This window comes from Flavobacteriales bacterium, assembly GCA_020635795.1.
Taxonomy (GTDB): domain Bacteria; phylum Bacteroidota; class Bacteroidia; order Flavobacteriales_E; family Vicingaceae; genus Vicingus.
The window spans coordinates 66,049-86,315 of the sequence record JACJZD010000003.1; the positions used below are offsets into that span (position 1 = coordinate 66,049).

Genomic DNA, 20,267 nt, shown 5'->3' on the forward strand with positions numbered 1-20,267 from the left:
AATTAACTAAAGCACAATTACAAAAATTGTTCCCAGTTATAATTTTTGGTGTAAATCAAGAATTTTTGTAGTCATGGTTTGCCAGTGGTATTTTAGTTTTTCGGTTTTAACCCCTTCAATAAATTGTTGTTCTTTATTGTTAACATAAAAATCGTTTATAGCATCAGCTACCGACTTACTATTAGCTTGAGTTACATATCCAACCACATTGTTAGGAACAATTTCTTTTAACCCACCAACATCGGTAACCAACATGGGTTTGTTAAAGTGATAGGCAATTTGTGTTACACCACTTTGTGTTGCATGTTTGTATGGTTGAACAACCATGTCGGCAGCACAAAAATAATTTGCAACGGCTGTGTTTGGAATAAATGCATCGGAAATGATAACATCATCGGTCAAGTTCTTTTCTTTTATGATGTTGAAGTATTCAGTGTTATCCTCATAAAACTCACCAGCAATAAGCAATTTAAGATTTTTATTGCTTAATCGTTCATCGGCAAAAGCATTTAATAAGATGTCTAAGCCCTTATATTTTCTGATTATTCCAAAGAATAAAAGGTAATTGAATTCGGGAGCTAATCCCAATAATTTTTTAGCTTCTGCTTTTGATCTAATATCTCCAAAATTATCATACAAGGGGTGAGGTGTGAGTGTGATAGGCTTGTCTGTAAAGATTTTCAAATCTTTTACGACACTATCCGACATGGCAATAAATCCATGTACTTGTTTTGTGAAATAACTGGATAAAAAGTTATCTCCAATCCTTTTTTCGTGTGGAATGATGTTGTGTATTAACCCAATTATGTTGGTTTTCCCGTTCTTCTTAATTTTTGAAGCAATGGTACCAAAACAAGGTGCCATAAATGGCATCCAGTAACTAAAAATAACTAAATCGGGTTGTTGATTTTTAATTTTCGTTCCAATCTTTAACCAATTTAATGGGTTAATAGAATTGATTTGTTGAGTTATTTTTAAATTTTTTGGAGCGTTATCTTCAGACAACTGTGTTTTACCTGGGAATAAAATTGAAGGATATTGTAGTTTGAAAGTGATAATCTTAACGGTGTGATTATCTTCCTGAAAAGCCAATGCTAATCTTTCGTTAAAAAGAGCAATTCCACCACGGTAAGGGTGAGCAGGACCAATAATTACAATATTCATTTGAGGGTTGAATTATATTTTTTTCTCAATATGATAGGTGTTCCGATGTGATGAATTTCTTGAAATCAATTCGCCTAAAAAACCTGAAACAAACAATAAAGAACCTAGAATCATACAAGTTAATGAAATATAGAAATACGGATTGTCGGTTACTAAGATGGAGTCAACCCCTTTGTTTAATCGATATAGTTTCATTATTCCGATGTAGAAAGCACTCAAAAAACCTATAAAAAATGTTATTGTGCCTAATGAGCCAAATAGATGCATGGGGCGTTTACCGAATTTTGCAATAAAGGTGATTGATAATAAATCTAAAAAGCCATTAATAAAACGTTCTAAACCAAATTTTGTAACACCGTATTTGCGTTCTCTGTGTTGAACTACTTTTTCTGTTATTTTAGAAAAACCAGCCCACTTTGCTAAAACAGGAATGTAGCGATGCATTTCGCCATAAACCTCAATGGTTTTAACTACATCTTTCTTATAGGCTTTTAGTCCGCAATTAAAATCGTGTAAATTGTTTATGCCCGACATTTTTCTGGTTGCCCAGTTAAATAACTTGGTTGGGATGGTTTTTGATAATGGATCGTAGCGTTTTTTCTTCCAACCAGAAACCAAATCATAATTGTCATTAACAATCATGTTATACATTTCTGGCAACTCATCAGGACTATCCTGTAAATCGGCATCCATGGTAAAAACAACATTGCCTTGGGCTGCTTCGAAACCAACATTTAGTCCTGCTGATTTTCCATAGTTTCGTCTAAACTTAATTCCTTTTATTGCTGGGTTTTTCTTTGAAAGTGTTTCTATTATCGACCATGAAGAATCCGTACTGCCGTCATCCACATAAATTACTTCATATGAATAGTTGTGTTCATGCATCACTTTTTCAATCCATTCACTCAATTCACTCAAGGATTCCTCCTCGTTAAATAATGGAATTACAATAGATATGTCAAATGATTCATTCATGTTGATTTTCAAAAGTAGGTTTGTTTTTTCTAAAAATACCTGCTAAAATTAACGAAACTATTAATCCTCCAATTAATTTATTGGTAAAATCCTGAAAAGCCAATGTCGAATATGTTGCATTTTGCAATTCCACCATGGCTTCGTTGTATATTTCTTCCGATACCAATTGTTTAATTTGTTCAGCATATTGAAGCATTTCTGCTCGGTACAATTCAAGAGAGTTAATTTGTAAAATAGTTGAGAGTATAACCGAAAGTACGTTTACGATTATTGCTTGAAAAAATAAGGTAAAAACACTTATTCTGAACAATTGAGAAAAACTAAAACTAGTTTCTTCAGCTTCAGCTTTATACGTTTTAATAGCAAAGTATGCCGAAATAGCTGGAATCCAACTACCCATCCAGCTTGCACTTCCCCATGGGCTATTGCCACTAAATAGTAGTAACATAAAAAAAACAATGCCAAGCAAAGCTCCATAAAAACCATATTTTAATGATGTTTGGTATTGTCTCATTTCTAAATTTTGTGGAACAAAAATAATAAAAGATTAAAATTTTAACGGTTTAATGGGTTGTTTTAGAAAGATAATTCTAATTTTGTGGTGGGCAAGTCTTATACGACCAGCTCCTGCTGAACTTCCCCAGGCTGGGAACGGAGCAAGGATAGGTGGTTGAGCGGTGCGATGTAAGTAGCTTGCCCACTTTTTTGTTCTAAATCCTACATTCTATGAAACAATTAAGCACCTTATTTTTCCTTTTAGTATTAACAACAGCACTGTTTGCTCAAGATACTCCATCAATATTAAAAAAATGGAAACTTACCGAAATTGAGGAGTTTGGTTCAAAGTATCCATTAACAGATGTTCAGCAAAATGATTTTTTGACATTTACTACAGAGCATACTTTCGCCGGGTTGATAAATGGTGAAAGTTTTGAAGGAACTTGGTCGGAAAAAGCTGGAAAATATACGTTGACGCCTAATAAAGAAAAATCGACATTTAAAGTAAACTGGATAAAACTGGTAAGCATTGATAAAGAGCAGTTGGTTTTAAACTATCAATCGGTTGATTTAATTAAAACATCTTTATTTTTTCAGGTAACAGAGTAAAGCTGTTCATATCTCCTAACATCTTTTTTTTAGTAAATTCACTTGCGTGATTATTTTTGTATGAAACAAAATACAATCGTTATGAAATTTTTTATTGATACAGCTAACCTTGAACAAATTAAAGAAGCACAAGATTTAGGAATATTAGATGGTGTTACTACAAATCCATCGTTAATGGCTAAAGAAGGCATCAGTGGGTATAACAATATTATGGCTCATTACAAAACCATTTGTGATATTGTTGATGGCGATGTTAGTGCGGAAGTGATTGCCACAGATTATGAAGGAATGATTAAAGAAGGTGAAAATTTGGCGGCTCTTCATCCACAAATAGTAGTTAAAATACCAATGACTAAAGAAGGAATAAAAGCCATTAAATATTTTTCATCAAAAGGAATAAAAACAAATTGCACCTTAATTTTTTCTGGCGGACAAGCATTGTTGGCTGCAAAAGCTGGTGCAACTTATGTGTCTCCTTTTGTTGGTAGGTTAGATGATATTTCAACCAACGGAATGAATTTGATTTCAGAAATCAGGTTGATTTTTGATAATTACGGATTTGAAACACAAATTTTAGCAGCATCTGTTCGACATACCATGCACATTATGCAGTGTGCACATTTAGCTGCAGATGTAATGACTGGTCCGTTAAGTGCAATTTTAGGATTATTAAAACACCCATTAACCGATAGTGGATTGGCTCAGTTTTTAGCCGATCATGCTAAAGCAAATAAGTAAGAAAGAAGTTAGAAGAGCGAAGTTAGGAGTAAACTAGCAACTCGAAACCAGTAACAAATAACCAAAAATATGCTGTTAGAAATTCATCCAGACAATCCTGATGCAAGAAAAATTGCTCAAGTTGTAAATGTATTACGCAAAGGTGGTATTGTAATATATCCTACTGATACGGTTTATAGTATGGCCTGCGATTTAAACAATAGAAAGGCTGTTGAAAAAATGGCTCAATTGAAAGGATTAAAAGTAGAAAAGATTAATTTTTCGCTAATCTGTTACGATTTAAGTCATATTTCTGATTTTACGGTTCAATTTAGTAATTCCATTTATAAATTATTAAATAGAGCTTTACCAGGCCCTTATACTTTCATCTTAAATGCAAATACAAGTGTTCCAAAATTGTTTAAATCGAACAAAAAAACAATTGGTATTAGAGTGCCTGATAATAAAATAGCTCGTGCCATAGTTAAAGAATTAGGCAATCCATTACTTTCAACTTCTGTACACGATGAAGATGAAATTTTAGAATACATTACTGACCCAGAGCTCATTTATGAAAAATATCAAAATACCATTGATATGGTGATTGACGGAGGTTTTGGTCATAATCATGCCTCCACAGTCATTGATTGTACCGATAATGATCCTGTAGTTATACGAGAGGGTATAGGGTCTTTGTCAGTTATTTAGTACATGACAAAGGTCATTTTTTGTTTTATTAATAATAAGTAACTTGGTTTAAACTTAAAAACTAATTACTTATGAAAAAAACATTACTTTCTTTATTTGCCGTTTTAACGGTTGGTTCAGCTTACTCTCAATACGAAGGGTTTGAAAACTGGACGCAAAACAGTATTCTTCAATTAGATGATTACCAGACTAGTATTAACGATGGAGGGGGGTCTGTTTTAGGAACAACTACTCAATCAACAGACGCTAATTCTGGAATTTATTCTGTTAAATTAGAAACAGTATTGGCTCCTAGTGGAGATACTGCCTTTGGTTATTTTATTAGTGGAGACCCAGAAAATATGACTCCTGGTCAAGCGGTTTCGTTAAATAATGTAGATAGTGTTATTGGTTATTATAAGGCGGATATTCAGCCAAACGATTCAGTGTTGTTTATTTGTGGAACAACGTTTATGGGGAATCCAAGTGGAGGAGGAACTTATTTTCTAACGCAATCACAAGCAAATTGGACTAGATTTGCATTTTATGTTGGAGCAATTGCTGCTGATTCTTTGATGATAGGAGCTGCAGGAGGTAATCCTTTAGTTGAATTCAATGGTATTCCAGGTACTTGGATTCAGTTTGACGATATTCAGTTAAAATCTTCTACAGGTGTTACTCAGAATATTTTAAATAGTAGTTTTGAGAATTGGTCGACTGTTACTTGGGATGATTTAAGTAATTGGAACACAACTAATCAATATTTTGTTGGAGAGACCATGATGCCTGTAAATAAAACTACTGATGCAAATTCTGGAACATATGCTTTACAGTTGGATTTGTTTATAACTTCAAGAGGAGATACATCATGGTCTGCGATTACAAATGGAGTTTTTGGGCAAAATCAGCTAGAAGGAGGAGTGCCTTTCACAAGTTCGCCAATAGGTATCGAATTTTACTATAAGTACTTGCCATCTGGAGCTGATACAGCAAGCTTTAGTGTTGAATTTAAAGAAACCGGACAGCCTTCTCAATGGGCAGGTACTCAACTTTATGGTACAACAACTACCTATACATTATTTAGTGGATTTGTTCCGCCTGTAACACCAGATTCTATGATAATGAGTATTTGGGCAGGAAGAAATCCAGGTAGTCAGTTGAAAATTGACGATATAAACTTCGTTTATCCAGTTGGTATGAATGAAATATTAAGTGTTGAGAAATTGGTTGCTTATCCAAATCCTGTTAAGGATGTTTTGAATATCAGATTCAATTTAAAAAAGGATAAAGATGTAAGTATTAGATTACTTGATGTTACAGGAAAAGAACTAATTGTTAGTAAACTAGGGAACTTATCTTCGGGAGTTTATAATCAACAATTTAACACTTCAAATTATAACTCGGGAATATATTTTATTGAGTTCATAATTGATGGAGAAAAAATGGTAGAGCGTTTTGTAGTGCAATAAATTGATTTGATAATAACAAAAAACGCCTCGTTAAACAACGAGGCGTTTTTTTATTTGTAAATATTCAGGAATTATTTTCCCCAAACATGTTGATTCTTATGTTTTCTGTTTCCAATATGACCAGAAGAGTGAACTTTCTGTCCGCCATTTCTAGTATTGTACTTTGGTTTTTTTGAACAAGACTGTAAACTTACTGTTCCAAATGGAATGATAGCGATAAAAAATATAAATGCTAATACTTTGCTATGAATAGACTTTCTCATAATTTATAATACTAATTTAAGCATAAAGTTAATCATTATTCGAAAATATCAAAATATTGACCTAATATTTTCTTAATTAATAAGCTCCGTTCCTTTTACGCAAAAACCATTCTAAAGTTAACAATACAATTAAGATAATAAATATCCATTTAATGTTTATCCAATCTTTCAAATCATGTTCTTCATAAATTACAGAAGAAATGGTTTCGTTTTTTTCAACAGAAGTAATTAATTCGTTCATGTTGGAAGGGTAAAACATTTTACCTTGATGTTTTTCTGCGAGGTTTTGCATCAATTGATAGTCAGCTGTTGTGTTGAGTTCTTCGAGTACCAGTTGATTTACCTGAAATTGACCTTTTTGAGATATTGTTTTGTCGCCAAGCTTTGTACTTGCAACAAATTGATACAAACCAGGAACTAATATTCCTGCATCTAACACATAAGCCTTGCTTGTTTTGTTAAAAACAAAGTTCAATTTTTTATTTTCTTGGTTTGTGATGGACAATGAAACCTCTGGGTCGTTAATTAACTCATAACTATCATTATATAGCTCGGCATTTATCAGTATAGGTTCGTTCTCGCTAAAATTTTTGTTTAGAATGATTCTGAATTTACTCTTGTCGTCTTTTACAGCTAAAAATTGGACGGTTTTATTAATCAATTCATTAACGGCATCGTTATTTTTAGTAGTTAAAAATTCGGTCATTTTCCATCGCCAAATTCCTTCTCCGAAAAGAACTGCATTTTTTTTGTTGGGGAGTTCGTTAAATACCAATAAAGGGTTTTCTGTTTCAACGCTGCCAATTTTTTGATTAATTAATTGATAAGCATTTCCTTTTAGTTGATAATTACCAAAAAAACCAGATAAAGGAGGAAAGTTTTGAATGGTTTTTAAAGTATTTTCTGATATGGTAAAAAGCGGAAATTGAGTGTTTATTTTGGGTAAAATATCATTAAAACTATTTTTAGAATTGTTAATGTTAATACCCAAATTTAAACGATTAAATTCTTGTTCGCTACTTTGGTTTCCAATAATAAACCAAGTTGGGACATTACTTGAAGTTAACTGATTAAATATAGGGGTATTGTTAGGTGTTTGATGTGCTATAATTAAACTGTAAGGAGTTAATTTACCATCAAATTCTGAATAAAGTAATGAGGTAACTTTGTAGTTTTCATTTGTTTCAATACTTGTTTTAATAGCTTTAATATCGGGATGAGGTGCATTTGCTAAAATCAAAACATTTTGACGGCCATCTAAAACATCGATGTAAATATCTTTACTGTTATTTTTTATGCTTACCTCGTTTTCAATGGATGAAAAAACTATTTTATAATGTTGTGTTCCCACTTGTTTTGCGTCAAGAATAATAGTTTCTGATATGCTGAAATTGTTTGAATTAATGGCGTATTCTTTATTAAACACAACAGTTTCGTTATGCAATATTTTTAATGTTGTTTTTTGTCCATTCGATTTATTTGCCAAAGCATAAATTTCTATAGGAAATTGATTGTTTAAGAAGGTTATTTTATTGTGATTAACATCTTTTAAAATTAAATCGCGCTGAACAGATGTGTCACCAAGTGTAATGGTGTAAACTGAATATGGTAATGATTTTGATGCGTAGATAGGATTTTCGCCTTTATTGTAAATGCCGTCACTTGCAATAATTAATGCACCAATATTTTGATTGTAGAACTTTGATTCAACCTCATTAAAAATTGTTGAAATATTAGTTAACTTGTCATTATAATCGGCGTGCTTTAATTCTGTTAGTTCTTCACTAAACGAATAAGTTCTAACATCAAAATTTTCAGCTAACTTTTTGGTTAGTTCTTCAATTTTTTGGAGGTATGTTGTTTTGTAAAAAACAGAATCCTTGTTCATTAAAATGGAACTCGAATTATCTTGTGCAAAGATAATTATCGGTTTTTCAATTTTATTGAAGGTGCTTTTTGTAAAAGGAGAAAGCAATAAGAATGAAAGTATTGAAACTAATAAAGCTCTTGAAAAGAACATAACTCTTTTTACGAGAGGATTGACTTCTTCAAATCGGCTATCTTTTCTATAGAGTAAATAAGCATAAACAACACCTAGTAACAGGCAAAAAAATGCCAGCCACCAAGGAAGTTCTGTTGTTATGTTTATTGCTAATAACAAATAGATATAAAAGATTAATTTTTGGTATTCTTTTGATACTCTACCTCTATAATTTCGTCGGTATCATTGAGTAAAAATAGTATTTTCATACGTTTAACATCAGTTCGCTGAGAGGCTTCGGTATAGCTCGTTTTTGAAACTGATGTAGGAAATTCAATCAATTCTGCAATGATTAAATTTTCAACTTTTGTCGAAACATAAACAACAATTTTTGAGGAGTTGTCGGTTGTATATTTCAAAAACCCTATTGATGCTGTTTCTGGAGTTGAATTAAATTCGTTTTGAATAAGTTCTCCTTTGGCTTTTATTAAGGAGTCTATACTAGGTTTGTTTAATTTATCTTGAGTAATAAATTCGTTAATAGAAATTGGAGAAATAAAAGGAGCAACATTAAACCTAAAAACGTCTTTTTCAAGATTCACGTACTCATTAATAAATTTAGCACGCTCTTTTTTGCTTGTCCTAAAGTAATCTTTACTTGCTTTTCGGAGGTAGTAGTTTTGAGCGATATGCTTTAGGGTAACGATGTAATAGTTTTCTACTGGAGTTACAGTATCGGTAATGTTATTGTTCGTTAGACTATCATTTTGTGTGCTTGTTAAATTTGTTGCAAAAAGAGTGTCGGCATGTGTTTGATAATCTCTATCGAAAATATCAGAACCACTTTTTAACTTTCCATTCCAATAAAATGCTTTGTACTTTTGGTTATTGATATCCTTTTTTGTCCATTTACGATGTTTAAGCCCTTTTTTATTATACCTTCCATATGTTTTTTCACTTTTATAAGCCCAAAATCCATTCTTTAAACCATAATTGTATATTCCTTTTGTAATAATAACACCATCTTCGCCATAGTGTGTCCATTCACCTTGTAACTTATCGTTACCGTAAATTGCTTTAACTCTTAGTTTTCCTGAAGGGTAATAAATTCTAGTTAATCCGTTTTGGTGTCCGTTAGAAAAGTTTTTTTCTATGGCAGTTATGCTGGTGTCATTTGCAAAAACAGCTCGTTTTAATTGAAAGTAATCACCAACAGTTTCTCTATAAATTACTTGGTAAGTTATCTCTACGGTGTCAATTAATATCTTTTCTTCTACAACTTCTTGGCTATTGCCAAAAAATGAAAAAGATAAAAAGATAAATAGGATTAAATATTTCAAATTTTTAACCAAATTGTGTTGTGAATTCTAAAACTTTGTTAACCATATTTTTCGAACCCATAATTACAGGTACACGTTGGTGTAATTCTGTTGGTTGAATTTCTAGTATTCTTTTGTTTCCAGTTGTGGCTATTCCTCCAGCCTGTTCAACAATAAATGCCATAGGATTACATTCATAAAGTAACCGGAGTTTTCCGTTTGGAGAGCCTGCTGTTGCCGGATAACAAAAGACTCCTCCTTTAATTAAATTACGATGTACATCGGCAACCATTGAGGCAATGTATCTACAAGAATAAGGTCTTCCAGTTGATTTATCTTCTTCTTTAACCCAGTCGCAATATTTTTGTAACCCTTTAGAATAAGTGTTGTAGTTGCCTTCATTAAAAGAGTATAATCGACCATCATCGGGCATTTTCATATCAGGATGAGATAAACAATATACGCCAATGGATGGGTCTAAGGTAAAGCCATTAACTCCTTTGCCAGTAGTATAAACCAGCATGGTAGATGGTCCGTAAACTACATATCCTGCAGCTATTTGTTCTGTGCCTGGTTGTAAAAAATCTTCCAATTGTGCGGCACCTTCTTTGGTTTTTCTTCTGTAAATGGAAAAAATTGTACCGATCGAAACATTAACATCGATGTTAGAAGAACCATCTAAAGGGTCGAAAGTAACCACGTATTTCCCATGTTTTGAAGGTTCATTTTCAAAAGCTAAAAAATCTTCATTTTCTTCTGATGCTATTGCACAAACTTGTCCGCCATATTTAAAAGCATTGATAAATTGATTGTCGGCATAAACATCTAGTTTTTGTTGGTCTTCGCCTTGAATGTTTTCTGTACCTGCAGCACCTAAAATATTAACCAGTCCAGCTTTTCGAACTTCTCTGTTAATAATTTTTGAGGCTATACCGATGTCGTTTAACAGTCTTGTTAAATCTCCTGAGGCATACGGAAACTCGTGTTGTTTGTCTAAAATAAACTCGTTTAATGTTTTAACATTCATAATCATCAATATATTAAGGTTACAAAGTAATGAATTTTTAAGTTTAAACTTTGAGGTTTCAAAATTAAACTTTGAAACTATCTTTATTATTTTTGTTTTATGAAAGTTTCCTTGAGAAAAGCTACAAAAAATGATTTGCCTGATGTTTTAAGGTTAATAAAAGAATTGGCAGAATTTGAAAAAGCCTTACCAGAGGTTACCATAACTTTAAAAGAGTTGGAAGAGGATGGTTTTGGTGAGCATCCATTGTATTGGATAATTTTAGCTGAAAGTGAAGAAGGTGTTATTGGAATGTCGTTTTATTATATCCGTTATTCTACCTGGACTGGTAGGAATTTATTTTTGGAAGATATTATCGTAAAAGAAGCGTTTAGGGGTAATAATGTTGGAAAATTGTTGTTTGAAGAAACCATAAAGGAGGCAAGAAAAATGAAGGTTAGGCAAATGGTTTGGCAAGTATTGGATTGGAATGAACCCGCAATACGATTTTATAAAAAATTTAATGCCGAGCTCGACCCTGAGTGGATAAATGGAAAGTTGAGATTTGAACTTAACGTATAGTTTGAGTAAGTTTGGATTTTAAAAATTGTTAATCAAGTAAACATAAAGCCATAATGAAGGTTTTTAAATTTGGAGGAGCATCTGTAAAAAATGCAGAAGCAGTAAAAAATGTAGGTAAAGTTATTCAGCTTTTTAACGATGATTTAGTTGTGGTTATTTCTGCAATGGATAAGACCACTAATGCTTTGGAAAAGGTTGTTGAATCATACATGAAAAAAGATGGCGAATGTTTTAAATGGTTAGATGAGGTTAAAAATTTTCATTATAAAATTATTGACGAACTTTTTAACGACAAAACCCATCAAATTTATGAAGACATACACAATGCATTTGTAGAAATAGAATGGGAATTGGAAGAGGAGCCTTTAAGAAGTTACGATTATGTTTACGATCAAATTGTTTCAGTTGGAGAAATAGTATCTACAAAAATTGTAAGTGCTTATTTAAATTTAACAGGGCTTCCTGCACAGTGGATTGATGTGAGAAATGTTATTCAAACTGACAACACCCATCGTGATGCCAAAGTGGATTGGGAGCTAACAGAAAAACTGGCAAAAAAAGAATTTGAACTTAATGCAAGTTCATCTGTAAAGACCGTTTTTTTAACGCAAGGATTTATAGGCTCAAGTTCAGAAAATTTTACAACAACTTTGGGTAGGGAGGGGTCTGATTTTAGTGCTGGAATATTGGCTTATTGTTTAAATGCAGAAAGTGTTACCATTTGGAAAGATGTTCCAGGTATGTTAAATGCAGATCCAAAGCTGTTTTCTGAAACTAAAATGTTGAGTAATATTTCATACCACGAGGCTGTTGAGTTGGCATATTACGGAGCAACTGTAATTCATCCTAAAACCATAAAACCGCTTCAAAACAAAAATATTCCATTGTATGTGAAGTCGTTTTTAAATCCACAACAAGAAGGAACTGTTATTGATAACAATACAACACATGATTCGTCAATTCCTTCATTTATTGTAAAACGTAATCAAGTCTTGATTTCAATTGAATCGAAAGATTATTCGTTTATTATTGAAAATAATTTGAGTCAAATTTTTGGAATTTTTTCAAAAATGGGTGTTAAAATTAATTTAATGCAAAATTCAGCCATTAGTTTTTCGGTTGTGGTAGATTTTGATGTGCAAAAAACTCCATTGCTTATTCAGGAATTAACTAAAGATTATAAGGTTCGATACAATGAAAACCTTTCGTTAATTACTGTAAGGCATTATACCAAAGAAGCCATTGATTCAGTTGTTCAAAATCAAAAAATATTACTCGAACAAAAAAGTAGAAAAATGATAAGAATGGTTGTTTAACTAATTCTATTTTTAATCCACTCAAAATAGTTTACGTCAGAAATAATCGTGTTTTTTTCTTTCACCTTATTCATTTCCTGAAGTTTTTGGGTCAGATAAAAAATCGTTTCTTTTTTGTTAGATTTTAAAGGGATATTAGAAAAAGTCGACAGGAAGACTTGGTCAATTTTTCTGAACATCTTATTTTGTTTAAGGAAAGCAACTGTTGATTTCAAAAGATAAGGAAGGATGTCGTTATTCTCTAAATCGTAATGAATAAGTATGTTTAATATGTAAGCTGAAGCTTTAACATCAACCCTTAATTCTTTAGAGGTTAAATTTATTACTTTATTTATCCATTTTAATGCTTGGTTATACTCTCCTCTATGATATTGAGCCAGTCCTGCATGATAATGTAGTAAAAATTCGTGTTCCATGTTCAATAGACCACTTAACTCATTATAATTGCTGAGTGTTGTTTCAACAAATTTAATAGCATTGTCGTATTCTTTTCGTTCGGTATAATATCCTAGCTCAAATAAACATAAAGTAGAAAAAACATATGCCTTTTCGTGGGGCATTTTAAAATCATAATTCTTTAGTTTTTTAATTGTTTTTTCAAATAACTCATAATCTTTAACTACTAAGCAATTCATTAAAATGTTGTGAATTGCAGCAATGTAATGAATTGGGTTTTCTTGAATTAAATAAGGTTTTGATTCTAAAAAAGTTAATAAATCTTTTCGGTATTTCTCTGATTCGTCAACCTCACCAACCATACGTTTTATTACGCTATTTAAAACATAATACCCATATTTAGCTTGGTTAGATTTAGCATTGTTGGCATCAACCAATAGTGGGTTTTTGAGTAATTTATCATAAACAAGTTGTTCTTTACTATCGCGAATTATCTCAGATTTCTTTATTAATAATTGAGTGGTATTGGTAAGTTCTTTATAGTCGAGAATGTTTTGATACATTTCGATGTTTGTTTTACTTTGATCTTCAAAAGTTATTTTATAATCAGTATCTAATTTTAATTGAGCAGTATAAATTCTACTTCTCCAATTGTTAAGGTCTTCGAGTATTAAAAAAAATTCATATTTTTTTGCGATTTTTTCGGTTTTTATTATGTGTTTTTCTGCAAGTCGATACTGACCTTTCCAAAACAATATTTCTACTTCTATTAAATAATTTTTACACTCTATACTTGCTTTTAAATTAGAATGGAAGTGGCGGAGTTGTTTTAAAATAAACGATTGTAAATAATTTTTTGCAACGCTAAATTGGTTAATAAAAGCTTCATTTTTAAATTGGTGTAGTATTAATTTTTCGTCATAAATATCTTGTTTGTCGATTGCTTCAAGAAGTTTTAGATAAACTTTGTCGCCCTTGTGTATTTGGGTGTTTAGAGTAATAAATCTTTTTTCAGATTTAGTTAACGATTTTATTAATGAATGAAGGTTGTTGCTTTTCATAAATTATTTAGAAGTCTAATAATGTATATTTTTTAATTAAATTCCATAATGGTTAATGTTATTCCATTTTTCTGAATATTTTTATTTAGGACTACAAATAGGGCATTTTGGTTGCATAACTAATAAATTAGAAACGATTATTTTAAAAAATTAACAAACTAATAGTGTAGCAATAGATTTTTAACATTTAAGTTAAATTTAGAAGACTAAAATTTAAAAAAAATATAGTTGGGGATGATGTGTTTATGTTATATTTTTGGATAAACACATTTAAAATCACGACGAAATGCGAAAAATTATTGGTCTATTTTTAATTTTCACTCCATTTTTTGTTCATGCTCAAAAACAGGGCTTGTCGAAGGGGTTTGAATCGGAAAGAGTTTTTGTTAAAAATGAAGGGCAGTATGATGGGATGAACTGGCAAGAAGTTAATAAGCCTGAATATGTTGTTAAAGAAGCAAATTATTTTACTTTTTTTACCAAAAAAGGAATAACCTATAGAATAGAAAGTTTAATTCGAAACCCAAACAGAGATAAAAATAACCCTGAATCGCCCAAAAGAGTTCATACAAGTGAATTGATTGATGTTTTTTGGATTGGAGCAAATGAAAATGTTGAAATCATTTCAGAAAATCCTACAGATTTTTATTACTCATTTGCAATTAAAAATCCAAAATCAGGCGAAGTATCGAATTTAAATAATGTAAAAGGTTATAAAAAAATAACGTATAAAAACTTATATGATAAGATTGATATTGAATATTTAATACATCCTGAGGCTGGAGTTAAATATAATGTTATTTTACATCCAGGAGCTGATCCATCAAAAATTAAATTTAAATATATTACTTCCCATACAAATCATGCTGGAGAAAACATTTCGATAAGTTTAAATCAATCTAGTCAAATAGAAATTAATGCCTCTAAAGGTCAAATAATAGAGCATAAACCAGTTTCGTTTTACGAAAATTCAGGTTTAAATATCACTTCAAGCTACGTTTTTAGTAATAATATTTTGTCTTTTAACTTGGGTAATTATGATAATACTCAAAAGGTAATTATTGATCCATGGGTAGTTTCTCCAGCGTTTAATGCTGGTGATTTTACTAGAGAAGTAGAAACAGATGCAGCAGGTAATATTTATGTTATTGGTGGAGAAATTCCTATGGAGTTAAGAAAATACAATTCGCTAGGTGTTTTACAATGGACTTATGCTACTCCTTGGGATACTAATGGTGGTGATTGGTTAGGAACATTAGCAACTGACAATTTGGGGAATAGTTTTATTACACAAGGAACAGGTGCGGAAATTGAACGGGTAAATACAATTGGAGGTATGGTTTGGCATGCAAATAACAATACGTTTAGTCCTGAATACTGGTCCATTACATTTAACTGTGATAAAACAAAATTAATTGTTGGAGGGACCAAATTATCAGGGTTATTACCTCCTTTAACAGCTTATGCTACTATTTTTGATATTGATATTAATTCTGGTTCAGTATTGTCAGAGGCTGTTGTAAATTCGAATACGGTTGGAGGTATTGGAGATTTTCCTATCGAAGTTCGTTCAATATCCTCATCAAAAAATGCTAAATATTTATATTTAACACATACACAGGTTGGTGCAGTTAATCAAGATATTGGTGCTTGTGGTAGTTCTACTGATCCATCTTTTAGTGTAAGTAATACTGGAAAACTAGCATATAAGTGTGAGAATTATTTATCATCATCTCAGAATGGAGGAGGCTTAAAAGCCATTGTGGCTAATGATAATTTCTTTTATACTCATAAAGGAAATCAAGTATTACAATGGAATGTTAATACAGGAGTCTTAATTAATACTGTTGCATTGCCAGGAGGATCATCAGGTACAGTGTTGGGAGATTTGGTTGTCCATTGTAGTGGTTTAGCTGTTGATAATGCTGGAAATGTTTATGCAGGTTCAATGGATCGAGTAGTTAAATTTGATCAAAACTTGAACATATTATCTCAAGCTAATACTACAGGTGGATTTACTGTATATGATGTAAGTGTTAATAATAATGGAGAAGTGATTGCTGTGGGGGCTATTCAGAATAATAGTGTTTCAACAGGACGAGGGGGGAGGATAGAGTCATTAAATATGACTGCTTCCGCACAATATGCTCTGGTTTGTTGTGATGCTAATTTTTGTGAAATAGATCCTTTATGTCCAACTGATCCTTCGGTTACATTTGCACCAAACACACCAGGTGGAACTTGGAGTTCTTCTCCAGCAACTTCAGGGCTTAATTCATCAACAGGAGTGTTCAACCCTTCAATAGCTGGGCCAGGAACATATACTATTGCTTATTCTTTAGCTTGTGGTAGTAATTCAATTGAGGTAATTGTTAGTTCATGTGCAGCTCTAACGGTATGTGAAGAAGCTAATGGAGATCTGTCTGTTACAGGAGGTGCAGGGCCATATACTTGGGCAAATTGGCAATCAACAACTGTTACGCCAACAACTCAAACAGCATGTACTACTTGTGGGGGGTCTTGGAATCCAGGGCTTCCTCCTATAGTACCTGCTTCGTGTTCTGTTGCTTCGTGTTCTGTTTTTGCCTATGTTAATTTTGCTACAGGAGTAATTGTAACACCTCCAGGTGGAGCCACGCAAATTCAAGTTACTGATAATTTGGGTAATGTTTTGGAAATAACAGATATACCTGGTTTGCCTTCTTGTTCTGCATCATGCGATGCAACAATCACTCAAGCCGGTCCTTTCTGTTCAAATGCTTCAAGTGTGAATTTAACAGCCGCAGAAACTGGAGGTACTTGGAGTGGTACTGGTATTACAAATGCATCTACAGGTACATTTAACCCTGCAACCGCAGGAGCTGGTAGTCATGTAATTACATATAATTTAACATGTGGAGATACTGACACGATGACTATTGTTGTAAATGCAATACAAAGTGCTGCTTTTACCTATCCATCGGGTAGTTATTGTTTGAGTGATCCAAATCCAACACCAACAATTACTGGTGTTAGTGGAGGTACATTTACTATTAATAATAGTGGAGTTATAAATGCTTCAACAGGAGTAATCGATTTAAATTCAAGTGGCGTTGGATCATATACTGTCACTTATACAACAGCTGGTACATGCCCTGGAACAGCGACATTTAATATTACTATAACTAATGCAACGGATGCAACAATCACTCAAGTAGGTCCATATTGTTCAAATGCTGCAAGTGTTAATTTAACAGCAGTTAGCCCGGGTGGTACATGGACAGGAACAGGGATAACCAATGGAACAACAGGAACATTTAATCCTGCAACAGCAGGAGTGGGTGGCCATGTAATCACATATACTATTTCAGGTTCTTGTGGAAGTGTTGATACCATGACTATTGTTGTAAATGCTGGTGATGATGCAAATTTCACCTATCCATCGGGTAGTTATTGTTTAAGTGATCCAAACCCAACTCCTTCCGCACCAATAACATCAGGAGGTGTGTTTACAATTAACGGAACTGGAGTTATTAATTCAAGTACAGGAGTAATAAATATCGGCTCTTCAGGTATTGGAAACTTTGTGGTAACTTATACTACATCAGGGGCATGTCCAGATACAGCAACATTTAATGTTGCTATAACAAATTCAACTGATGCAACAATCACTCAAGTAGGTCCTTTCTGTTCAAATGCTGCAAGTGTTAATTTAACAGCAGTTAGCCCGGGTGGTACATGGACAGGAACAGGGATTACCAATGGAACAACAGGAATATTTAATCCTGCGACAGCTGGAGCCGGTAGTCATGTAATCACATACACTATTTCAGGTTCTTGTGGAAGTGTTGATACCATGACTGTTGTTGTAAATGCTGCCCAAAGTGCAGCATTTACTTACGCGTCTGGTAGTTTTTGTTTAACAGATCCAAACCCAACTCCAACAATTACTGGAGCAACTGGAGGGACATTTACAATAAATAATAGTGGTGTAATTAATTCAAGCACTGGGGTAATTAATATAACAGGTTCTGGAGCTGGATCTTTTGTAGTTACATACACTACTGCAGGTCCTTGTCCTGCTTCTCAAACTTTTAATGTTACTATAAACAGTTGTACAGCACCACTTCCAGTGGCAAACTTTTCTGCTTCACAAACCAATATTTGTATAGGAGATTGTATTAGTTTTACTGATTTGAGTAATAGTTCAGCTACAGGAGGAATAACAGCTTGGTCGTGGACATTTACTGGAGCTACACCTTCTACATTTAATGCACAAACACCAACAAATATTTGTTATAATACGGCAGGTACATACCAAGTGGTATTAACAGTTACTGATGCAAATGGTGTTGACACAGAGACAAAAACGGCTTATATTACAGTTGCAAGTTGTACTACACCAATCACTAATTTTAGTGTTTCAGACAGCACTATTTGCTCTGGAAGTTGTGTTAATTTCACTGATTTGAGTACTGGAGCAACGTCTTGGCAATGGTCGTTCCAAAACGGGACACCTCCAACATCTTCAGCTCAAAATCCAACAAACATTTGTTTTGATGTTTCCGGTACTCATGAAATTAAGTTAGTAACATCAAATGCATTTGGGTCAGATTCATTAATTAAATATGTAACTGTATTTCAAACACAGCAAGTCTTTGTAGGTAATGATACCACTATTCAGTTGGGTCAATCAGTAAACTTAAATGCAACAGGATTGTCTTCTAATGGAGTTTATTATTGGACACCACCAATTGATTTGTCGTGTATTACCTGTCCGAATCCAATATCAACTCCAGAAGAAACCATTACTTATACTGTAATTACAACAGATTCTAACGGATGTAAATCGACTGACAATATCAATATCATTGTTTTATTTGAAAATGTAATTTTTGTGCCGAACATTTTCTCTCCAAACGGAGATGGAATTAATGATATTTTGTTTGTAAGAGGAAAAGGTGTTGAAAAACTGAAGTTTTTTATTTATGATAGATGGGGGGAAAAAGTATTTGAAACAACTAGTTTAGATGTTGGTTGGGATGGTTCTTTTAGAGGTAAAGACATGAATAAAGCGGTGTTTGTTTATTATTTAGAAGCGACATTTATTGATGGTCAAGAAGTGACTCAAAAAGGGGATATTACTTTAGTAAAATAAAATATTATGATGAAGAAAATAATTACACTGTTTGTTTTAACATCAGCATTAACCCTAAATGCTCAAGACGTACATTTTACTATGTATGATGCTATGCCTATTACTACTAATCCAGCTACTGCGGGAGTTTTTAATGGCGATTTTAGAGGTGTTTTAAATTACAGAAGTCAATGGGGCAGCATAGGTAATCCTTATAAAACTTATGCGGTGATGATGGATGGAGGTTTATTTAAAAGTAAATGGAGAAACGGTTATATTGGAGCTGGGTTAGGAGCATATAGCGATGTTGCTGGAGAAACTAAATTTGGCACTACTAAAATCAATTTAGCGCTATCTAGTGTGCTATATTTGGACGATAAAAATTCTGCTTCGGTTGGTTTTCTTGGCTCATGGGCTCAAAATAGCATAAGTGATGGAAATTTACGTTGGGATTCACAATTTGATGGGCAAAAATTTGATGCAGCCACTCCAAGTTTGGAGAATTTTAAGTTCGAGAATTCATCTTATTTTGATTTTTCTGCTGGTGCATTATGGGCTTATGGCAAAAGTACTAAGACGCTGAGTTCATTTGATAATTTTAATATGCAGGCTGGAATTGCATTTTATCATGTTACTAGACCTAGCCGTCAGATTGAATTTGGAGATTTGGATAAATTGTATTCAAAATGGTCAATTCATGCAGAGTCATTTATTGGGTTGTTTAATTCAAGATGGGCTGTTAAGCCTAAATTGTTAGTTTACTTACAAGGACCAGCAAGAGAGATAACAGGAGGTGTACTTGCTCGATATATGTTGGTTGAAGAATCGAAGTACACAGGCATATTTAAAGAAATGGCTGTTTCATTTGGTACTTACTATCGTGTAGGAGATGCTTTTGCACCTTGCGTAGAATTTGAATCTTCTGGTTTAGCTATTGGGTTTGCTTATGATATGAATGTTTCTGATTTGTCTGCTGCTACAGGCGGTAGTGGGGGTCCAGAAATATACGTTAAATATGTAGTAGCTTCGTTTGGCTACGGAAAAGGAACAAAATCTAATGCAAGATTTAATTAATAATGAATATTTATCTATAAATTTGAATTATCTA

The 20,267-nt window shown here is 32.8% G+C and carries 16 protein-coding genes and 1 other RNA gene; 9 read left to right on the plus strand and 8 right to left on the minus strand.

What is annotated here, in order from left to right:
* Positions 1-36: 36 nt before the first annotated feature.
* From H6589_09435 to H6589_09445, 3 genes are read right to left on the minus strand one after another with little or no spacing between them, the layout of a single operon-like run.
* Positions 37-1,164, minus strand: coding sequence for a glycosyltransferase (locus tag H6589_09435; protein MCB9174818.1), 1,128 nt, complete (start codon positions 1,162-1,164; stop codon positions 37-39).
* 12 nt (positions 1,165-1,176) lie between these two features.
* Positions 1,177-2,139: a glycosyltransferase family 2 protein gene (locus H6589_09440; GenBank protein ID MCB9174819.1), complete on the minus strand. Its 963-nt coding sequence runs from the start codon at positions 2,137-2,139 to the stop codon at positions 1,177-1,179.
* Positions 2,132-2,653, minus strand: coding sequence for a DUF4199 domain-containing protein (locus H6589_09445; protein MCB9174820.1), 522 nt, complete (start codon positions 2,651-2,653; stop codon positions 2,132-2,134). Before H6589_09445 ends, H6589_09440 begins: the two co-directional genes overlap by 8 nt.
* An 89-nt stretch (positions 2,654-2,742) precedes the next feature.
* Here H6589_09445 and ffs point away from each other — a divergent pair.
* The 5 genes from ffs (at position 2,743) to H6589_09470 (ending at position 6,119) form a co-directional block, all read left to right on the plus strand.
* An RNA gene (ffs, locus tag H6589_09450) (signal recognition particle sRNA small type) lies at positions 2,743-2,841 on the plus strand.
* 24 nt (positions 2,842-2,865) lie between these two features.
* Entirely contained in the window at positions 2,866-3,246 is a 381-nt protein-coding gene (locus H6589_09455; protein MCB9174821.1) for a hypothetical protein, read from the plus strand.
* Positions 3,247-3,327: 81 nt separating this feature from the next.
* A complete protein-coding gene (gene fsa, locus H6589_09460) occupies positions 3,328-3,984 on the plus strand; it encodes a fructose-6-phosphate aldolase (GenBank protein ID MCB9174822.1) in 657 nt (218 codons plus the stop codon).
* A gap of 69 nt (positions 3,985-4,053) precedes the next feature.
* Positions 4,054-4,671, plus strand: a complete 618-nt coding sequence (locus tag H6589_09465) for a threonylcarbamoyl-AMP synthase (GenBank protein MCB9174823.1) — start codon at positions 4,054-4,056, stop codon at positions 4,669-4,671.
* 71 nt (positions 4,672-4,742) lie between these two features.
* Positions 4,743-6,119 (plus strand): T9SS type A sorting domain-containing protein, encoded by a 1,377-nt coding sequence (locus H6589_09470; protein MCB9174824.1) that lies wholly within the window; start codon positions 4,743-4,745, stop codon positions 6,117-6,119.
* Between the two features lie 71 nt (positions 6,120-6,190).
* On the opposite strand, the gene H6589_09475 is transcribed toward H6589_09470, so the two are convergent.
* The 4 genes from H6589_09475 to fbp form a co-directional block, all read right to left on the minus strand.
* Positions 6,191-6,382, minus strand: coding sequence for a hypothetical protein (locus H6589_09475; GenBank protein ID MCB9174825.1), 192 nt, complete (start codon positions 6,380-6,382; stop codon positions 6,191-6,193).
* Between the two features lie 76 nt (positions 6,383-6,458).
* Positions 6,459-8,402: a hypothetical protein gene (locus tag H6589_09480; protein ID MCB9174826.1), complete on the minus strand. Its 1,944-nt coding sequence runs from the start codon at positions 8,400-8,402 to the stop codon at positions 6,459-6,461.
* Between the two features lie 155 nt (positions 8,403-8,557).
* Positions 8,558-9,703 (minus strand): hypothetical protein, encoded by a 1,146-nt coding sequence (locus H6589_09485; protein MCB9174827.1) that lies wholly within the window; start codon positions 9,701-9,703, stop codon positions 8,558-8,560.
* Between the two features lie 4 nt (positions 9,704-9,707).
* Positions 9,708-10,712, minus strand: coding sequence for a class 1 fructose-bisphosphatase (fbp, locus tag H6589_09490; protein ID MCB9174828.1), 1,005 nt, complete (start codon positions 10,710-10,712; stop codon positions 9,708-9,710).
* A gap of 96 nt (positions 10,713-10,808) precedes the next feature.
* Between fbp and H6589_09495 the strand changes: the two genes are divergently transcribed.
* Both H6589_09495 and H6589_09500 read left to right on the plus strand, forming a co-directional pair.
* Complete coding sequence (locus tag H6589_09495; protein MCB9174829.1) at positions 10,809-11,270, plus strand: GNAT family N-acetyltransferase; 462 nt, start codon at positions 10,809-10,811, stop codon at positions 11,268-11,270.
* 53 nt (positions 11,271-11,323) lie between these two features.
* A complete protein-coding gene (locus H6589_09500; protein MCB9174830.1) occupies positions 11,324-12,586 on the plus strand; it encodes an aspartate kinase in 1,263 nt (420 codons plus the stop codon).
* On the opposite strand, the gene H6589_09505 is transcribed toward H6589_09500, so the two are convergent.
* The gene (locus H6589_09505) at positions 12,583-14,043 is read right to left on the minus strand and encodes a hypothetical protein (GenBank protein MCB9174831.1); all 1,461 of its coding nucleotides are present in this window, start codon (positions 14,041-14,043) and stop codon (positions 12,583-12,585) included. The two genes, H6589_09500 and H6589_09505, sit on opposite strands and share 4 nt — an antisense overlap.
* 286 nt (positions 14,044-14,329) lie before the next feature.
* On the opposite strand from H6589_09505, the gene H6589_09510 reads away from it, so the two are divergent.
* Both H6589_09510 and H6589_09515 read left to right on the plus strand, forming a co-directional pair.
* Positions 14,330-19,180: a gliding motility-associated C-terminal domain-containing protein gene (locus H6589_09510; GenBank protein ID MCB9174832.1), complete on the plus strand. Its 4,851-nt coding sequence runs from the start codon at positions 14,330-14,332 to the stop codon at positions 19,178-19,180.
* 6 nt (positions 19,181-19,186) lie between these two features.
* Positions 19,187-20,233 carry a PorP/SprF family type IX secretion system membrane protein gene (locus H6589_09515; GenBank protein ID MCB9174833.1) on the plus strand — a complete coding sequence of 349 codons (1,047 nt, stop codon included), beginning with the start codon at positions 19,187-19,189 and terminating at the stop codon, positions 20,231-20,233.
* Positions 20,234-20,267 lie beyond the last annotated feature (34 nt).

What these genes read in the sequence shown, in the direction of transcription:
- H6589_09435 (MCB9174818.1), bottom strand. Translation starts at nt 1,164, where the DNA reads ATGAATATTGTAATTATTGGTCCTGCTCACCCTTACCGTGGTGGAATT.
- H6589_09440 (MCB9174819.1), bottom strand. Translation starts at nt 2,139, where the DNA reads ATGAATGAATCATTTGACATATCTATTGTAATTCCATTATTTAACGAG.
- H6589_09445 (MCB9174820.1), bottom strand. Translation starts at nt 2,653, where the DNA reads ATGAGACAATACCAAACATCATTAAAATATGGTTTTTATGGAGCTTTG.
- H6589_09455 (MCB9174821.1), top strand. Translation starts at nt 2,866, where the DNA reads ATGAAACAATTAAGCACCTTATTTTTCCTTTTAGTATTAACAACAGCA.
- fsa (MCB9174822.1), top strand. Translation starts at nt 3,328, where the DNA reads ATGAAATTTTTTATTGATACAGCTAACCTTGAACAAATTAAAGAAGCA.
- H6589_09465 (MCB9174823.1), top strand. Translation starts at nt 4,054, where the DNA reads ATGCTGTTAGAAATTCATCCAGACAATCCTGATGCAAGAAAAATTGCT.
- H6589_09470 (MCB9174824.1), top strand. Translation starts at nt 4,743, where the DNA reads ATGAAAAAAACATTACTTTCTTTATTTGCCGTTTTAACGGTTGGTTCA.
- H6589_09475 (MCB9174825.1), bottom strand. Translation starts at nt 6,382, where the DNA reads ATGAGAAAGTCTATTCATAGCAAAGTATTAGCATTTATATTTTTTATC.
- H6589_09480 (MCB9174826.1), bottom strand. Translation starts at nt 8,402, where the DNA reads ATGTTCTTTTCAAGAGCTTTATTAGTTTCAATACTTTCATTCTTATTG.
- H6589_09495 (MCB9174829.1), top strand. Translation starts at nt 10,809, where the DNA reads ATGAAAGTTTCCTTGAGAAAAGCTACAAAAAATGATTTGCCTGATGTT.
- H6589_09500 (MCB9174830.1), top strand. Translation starts at nt 11,324, where the DNA reads ATGAAGGTTTTTAAATTTGGAGGAGCATCTGTAAAAAATGCAGAAGCA.
- H6589_09505 (MCB9174831.1), bottom strand. Translation starts at nt 14,043, where the DNA reads ATGAAAAGCAACAACCTTCATTCATTAATAAAATCGTTAACTAAATCT.
- H6589_09510 (MCB9174832.1), top strand. Translation starts at nt 14,330, where the DNA reads ATGCGAAAAATTATTGGTCTATTTTTAATTTTCACTCCATTTTTTGTT.
- H6589_09515 (MCB9174833.1), top strand. Translation starts at nt 19,187, where the DNA reads ATGATGAAGAAAATAATTACACTGTTTGTTTTAACATCAGCATTAACC.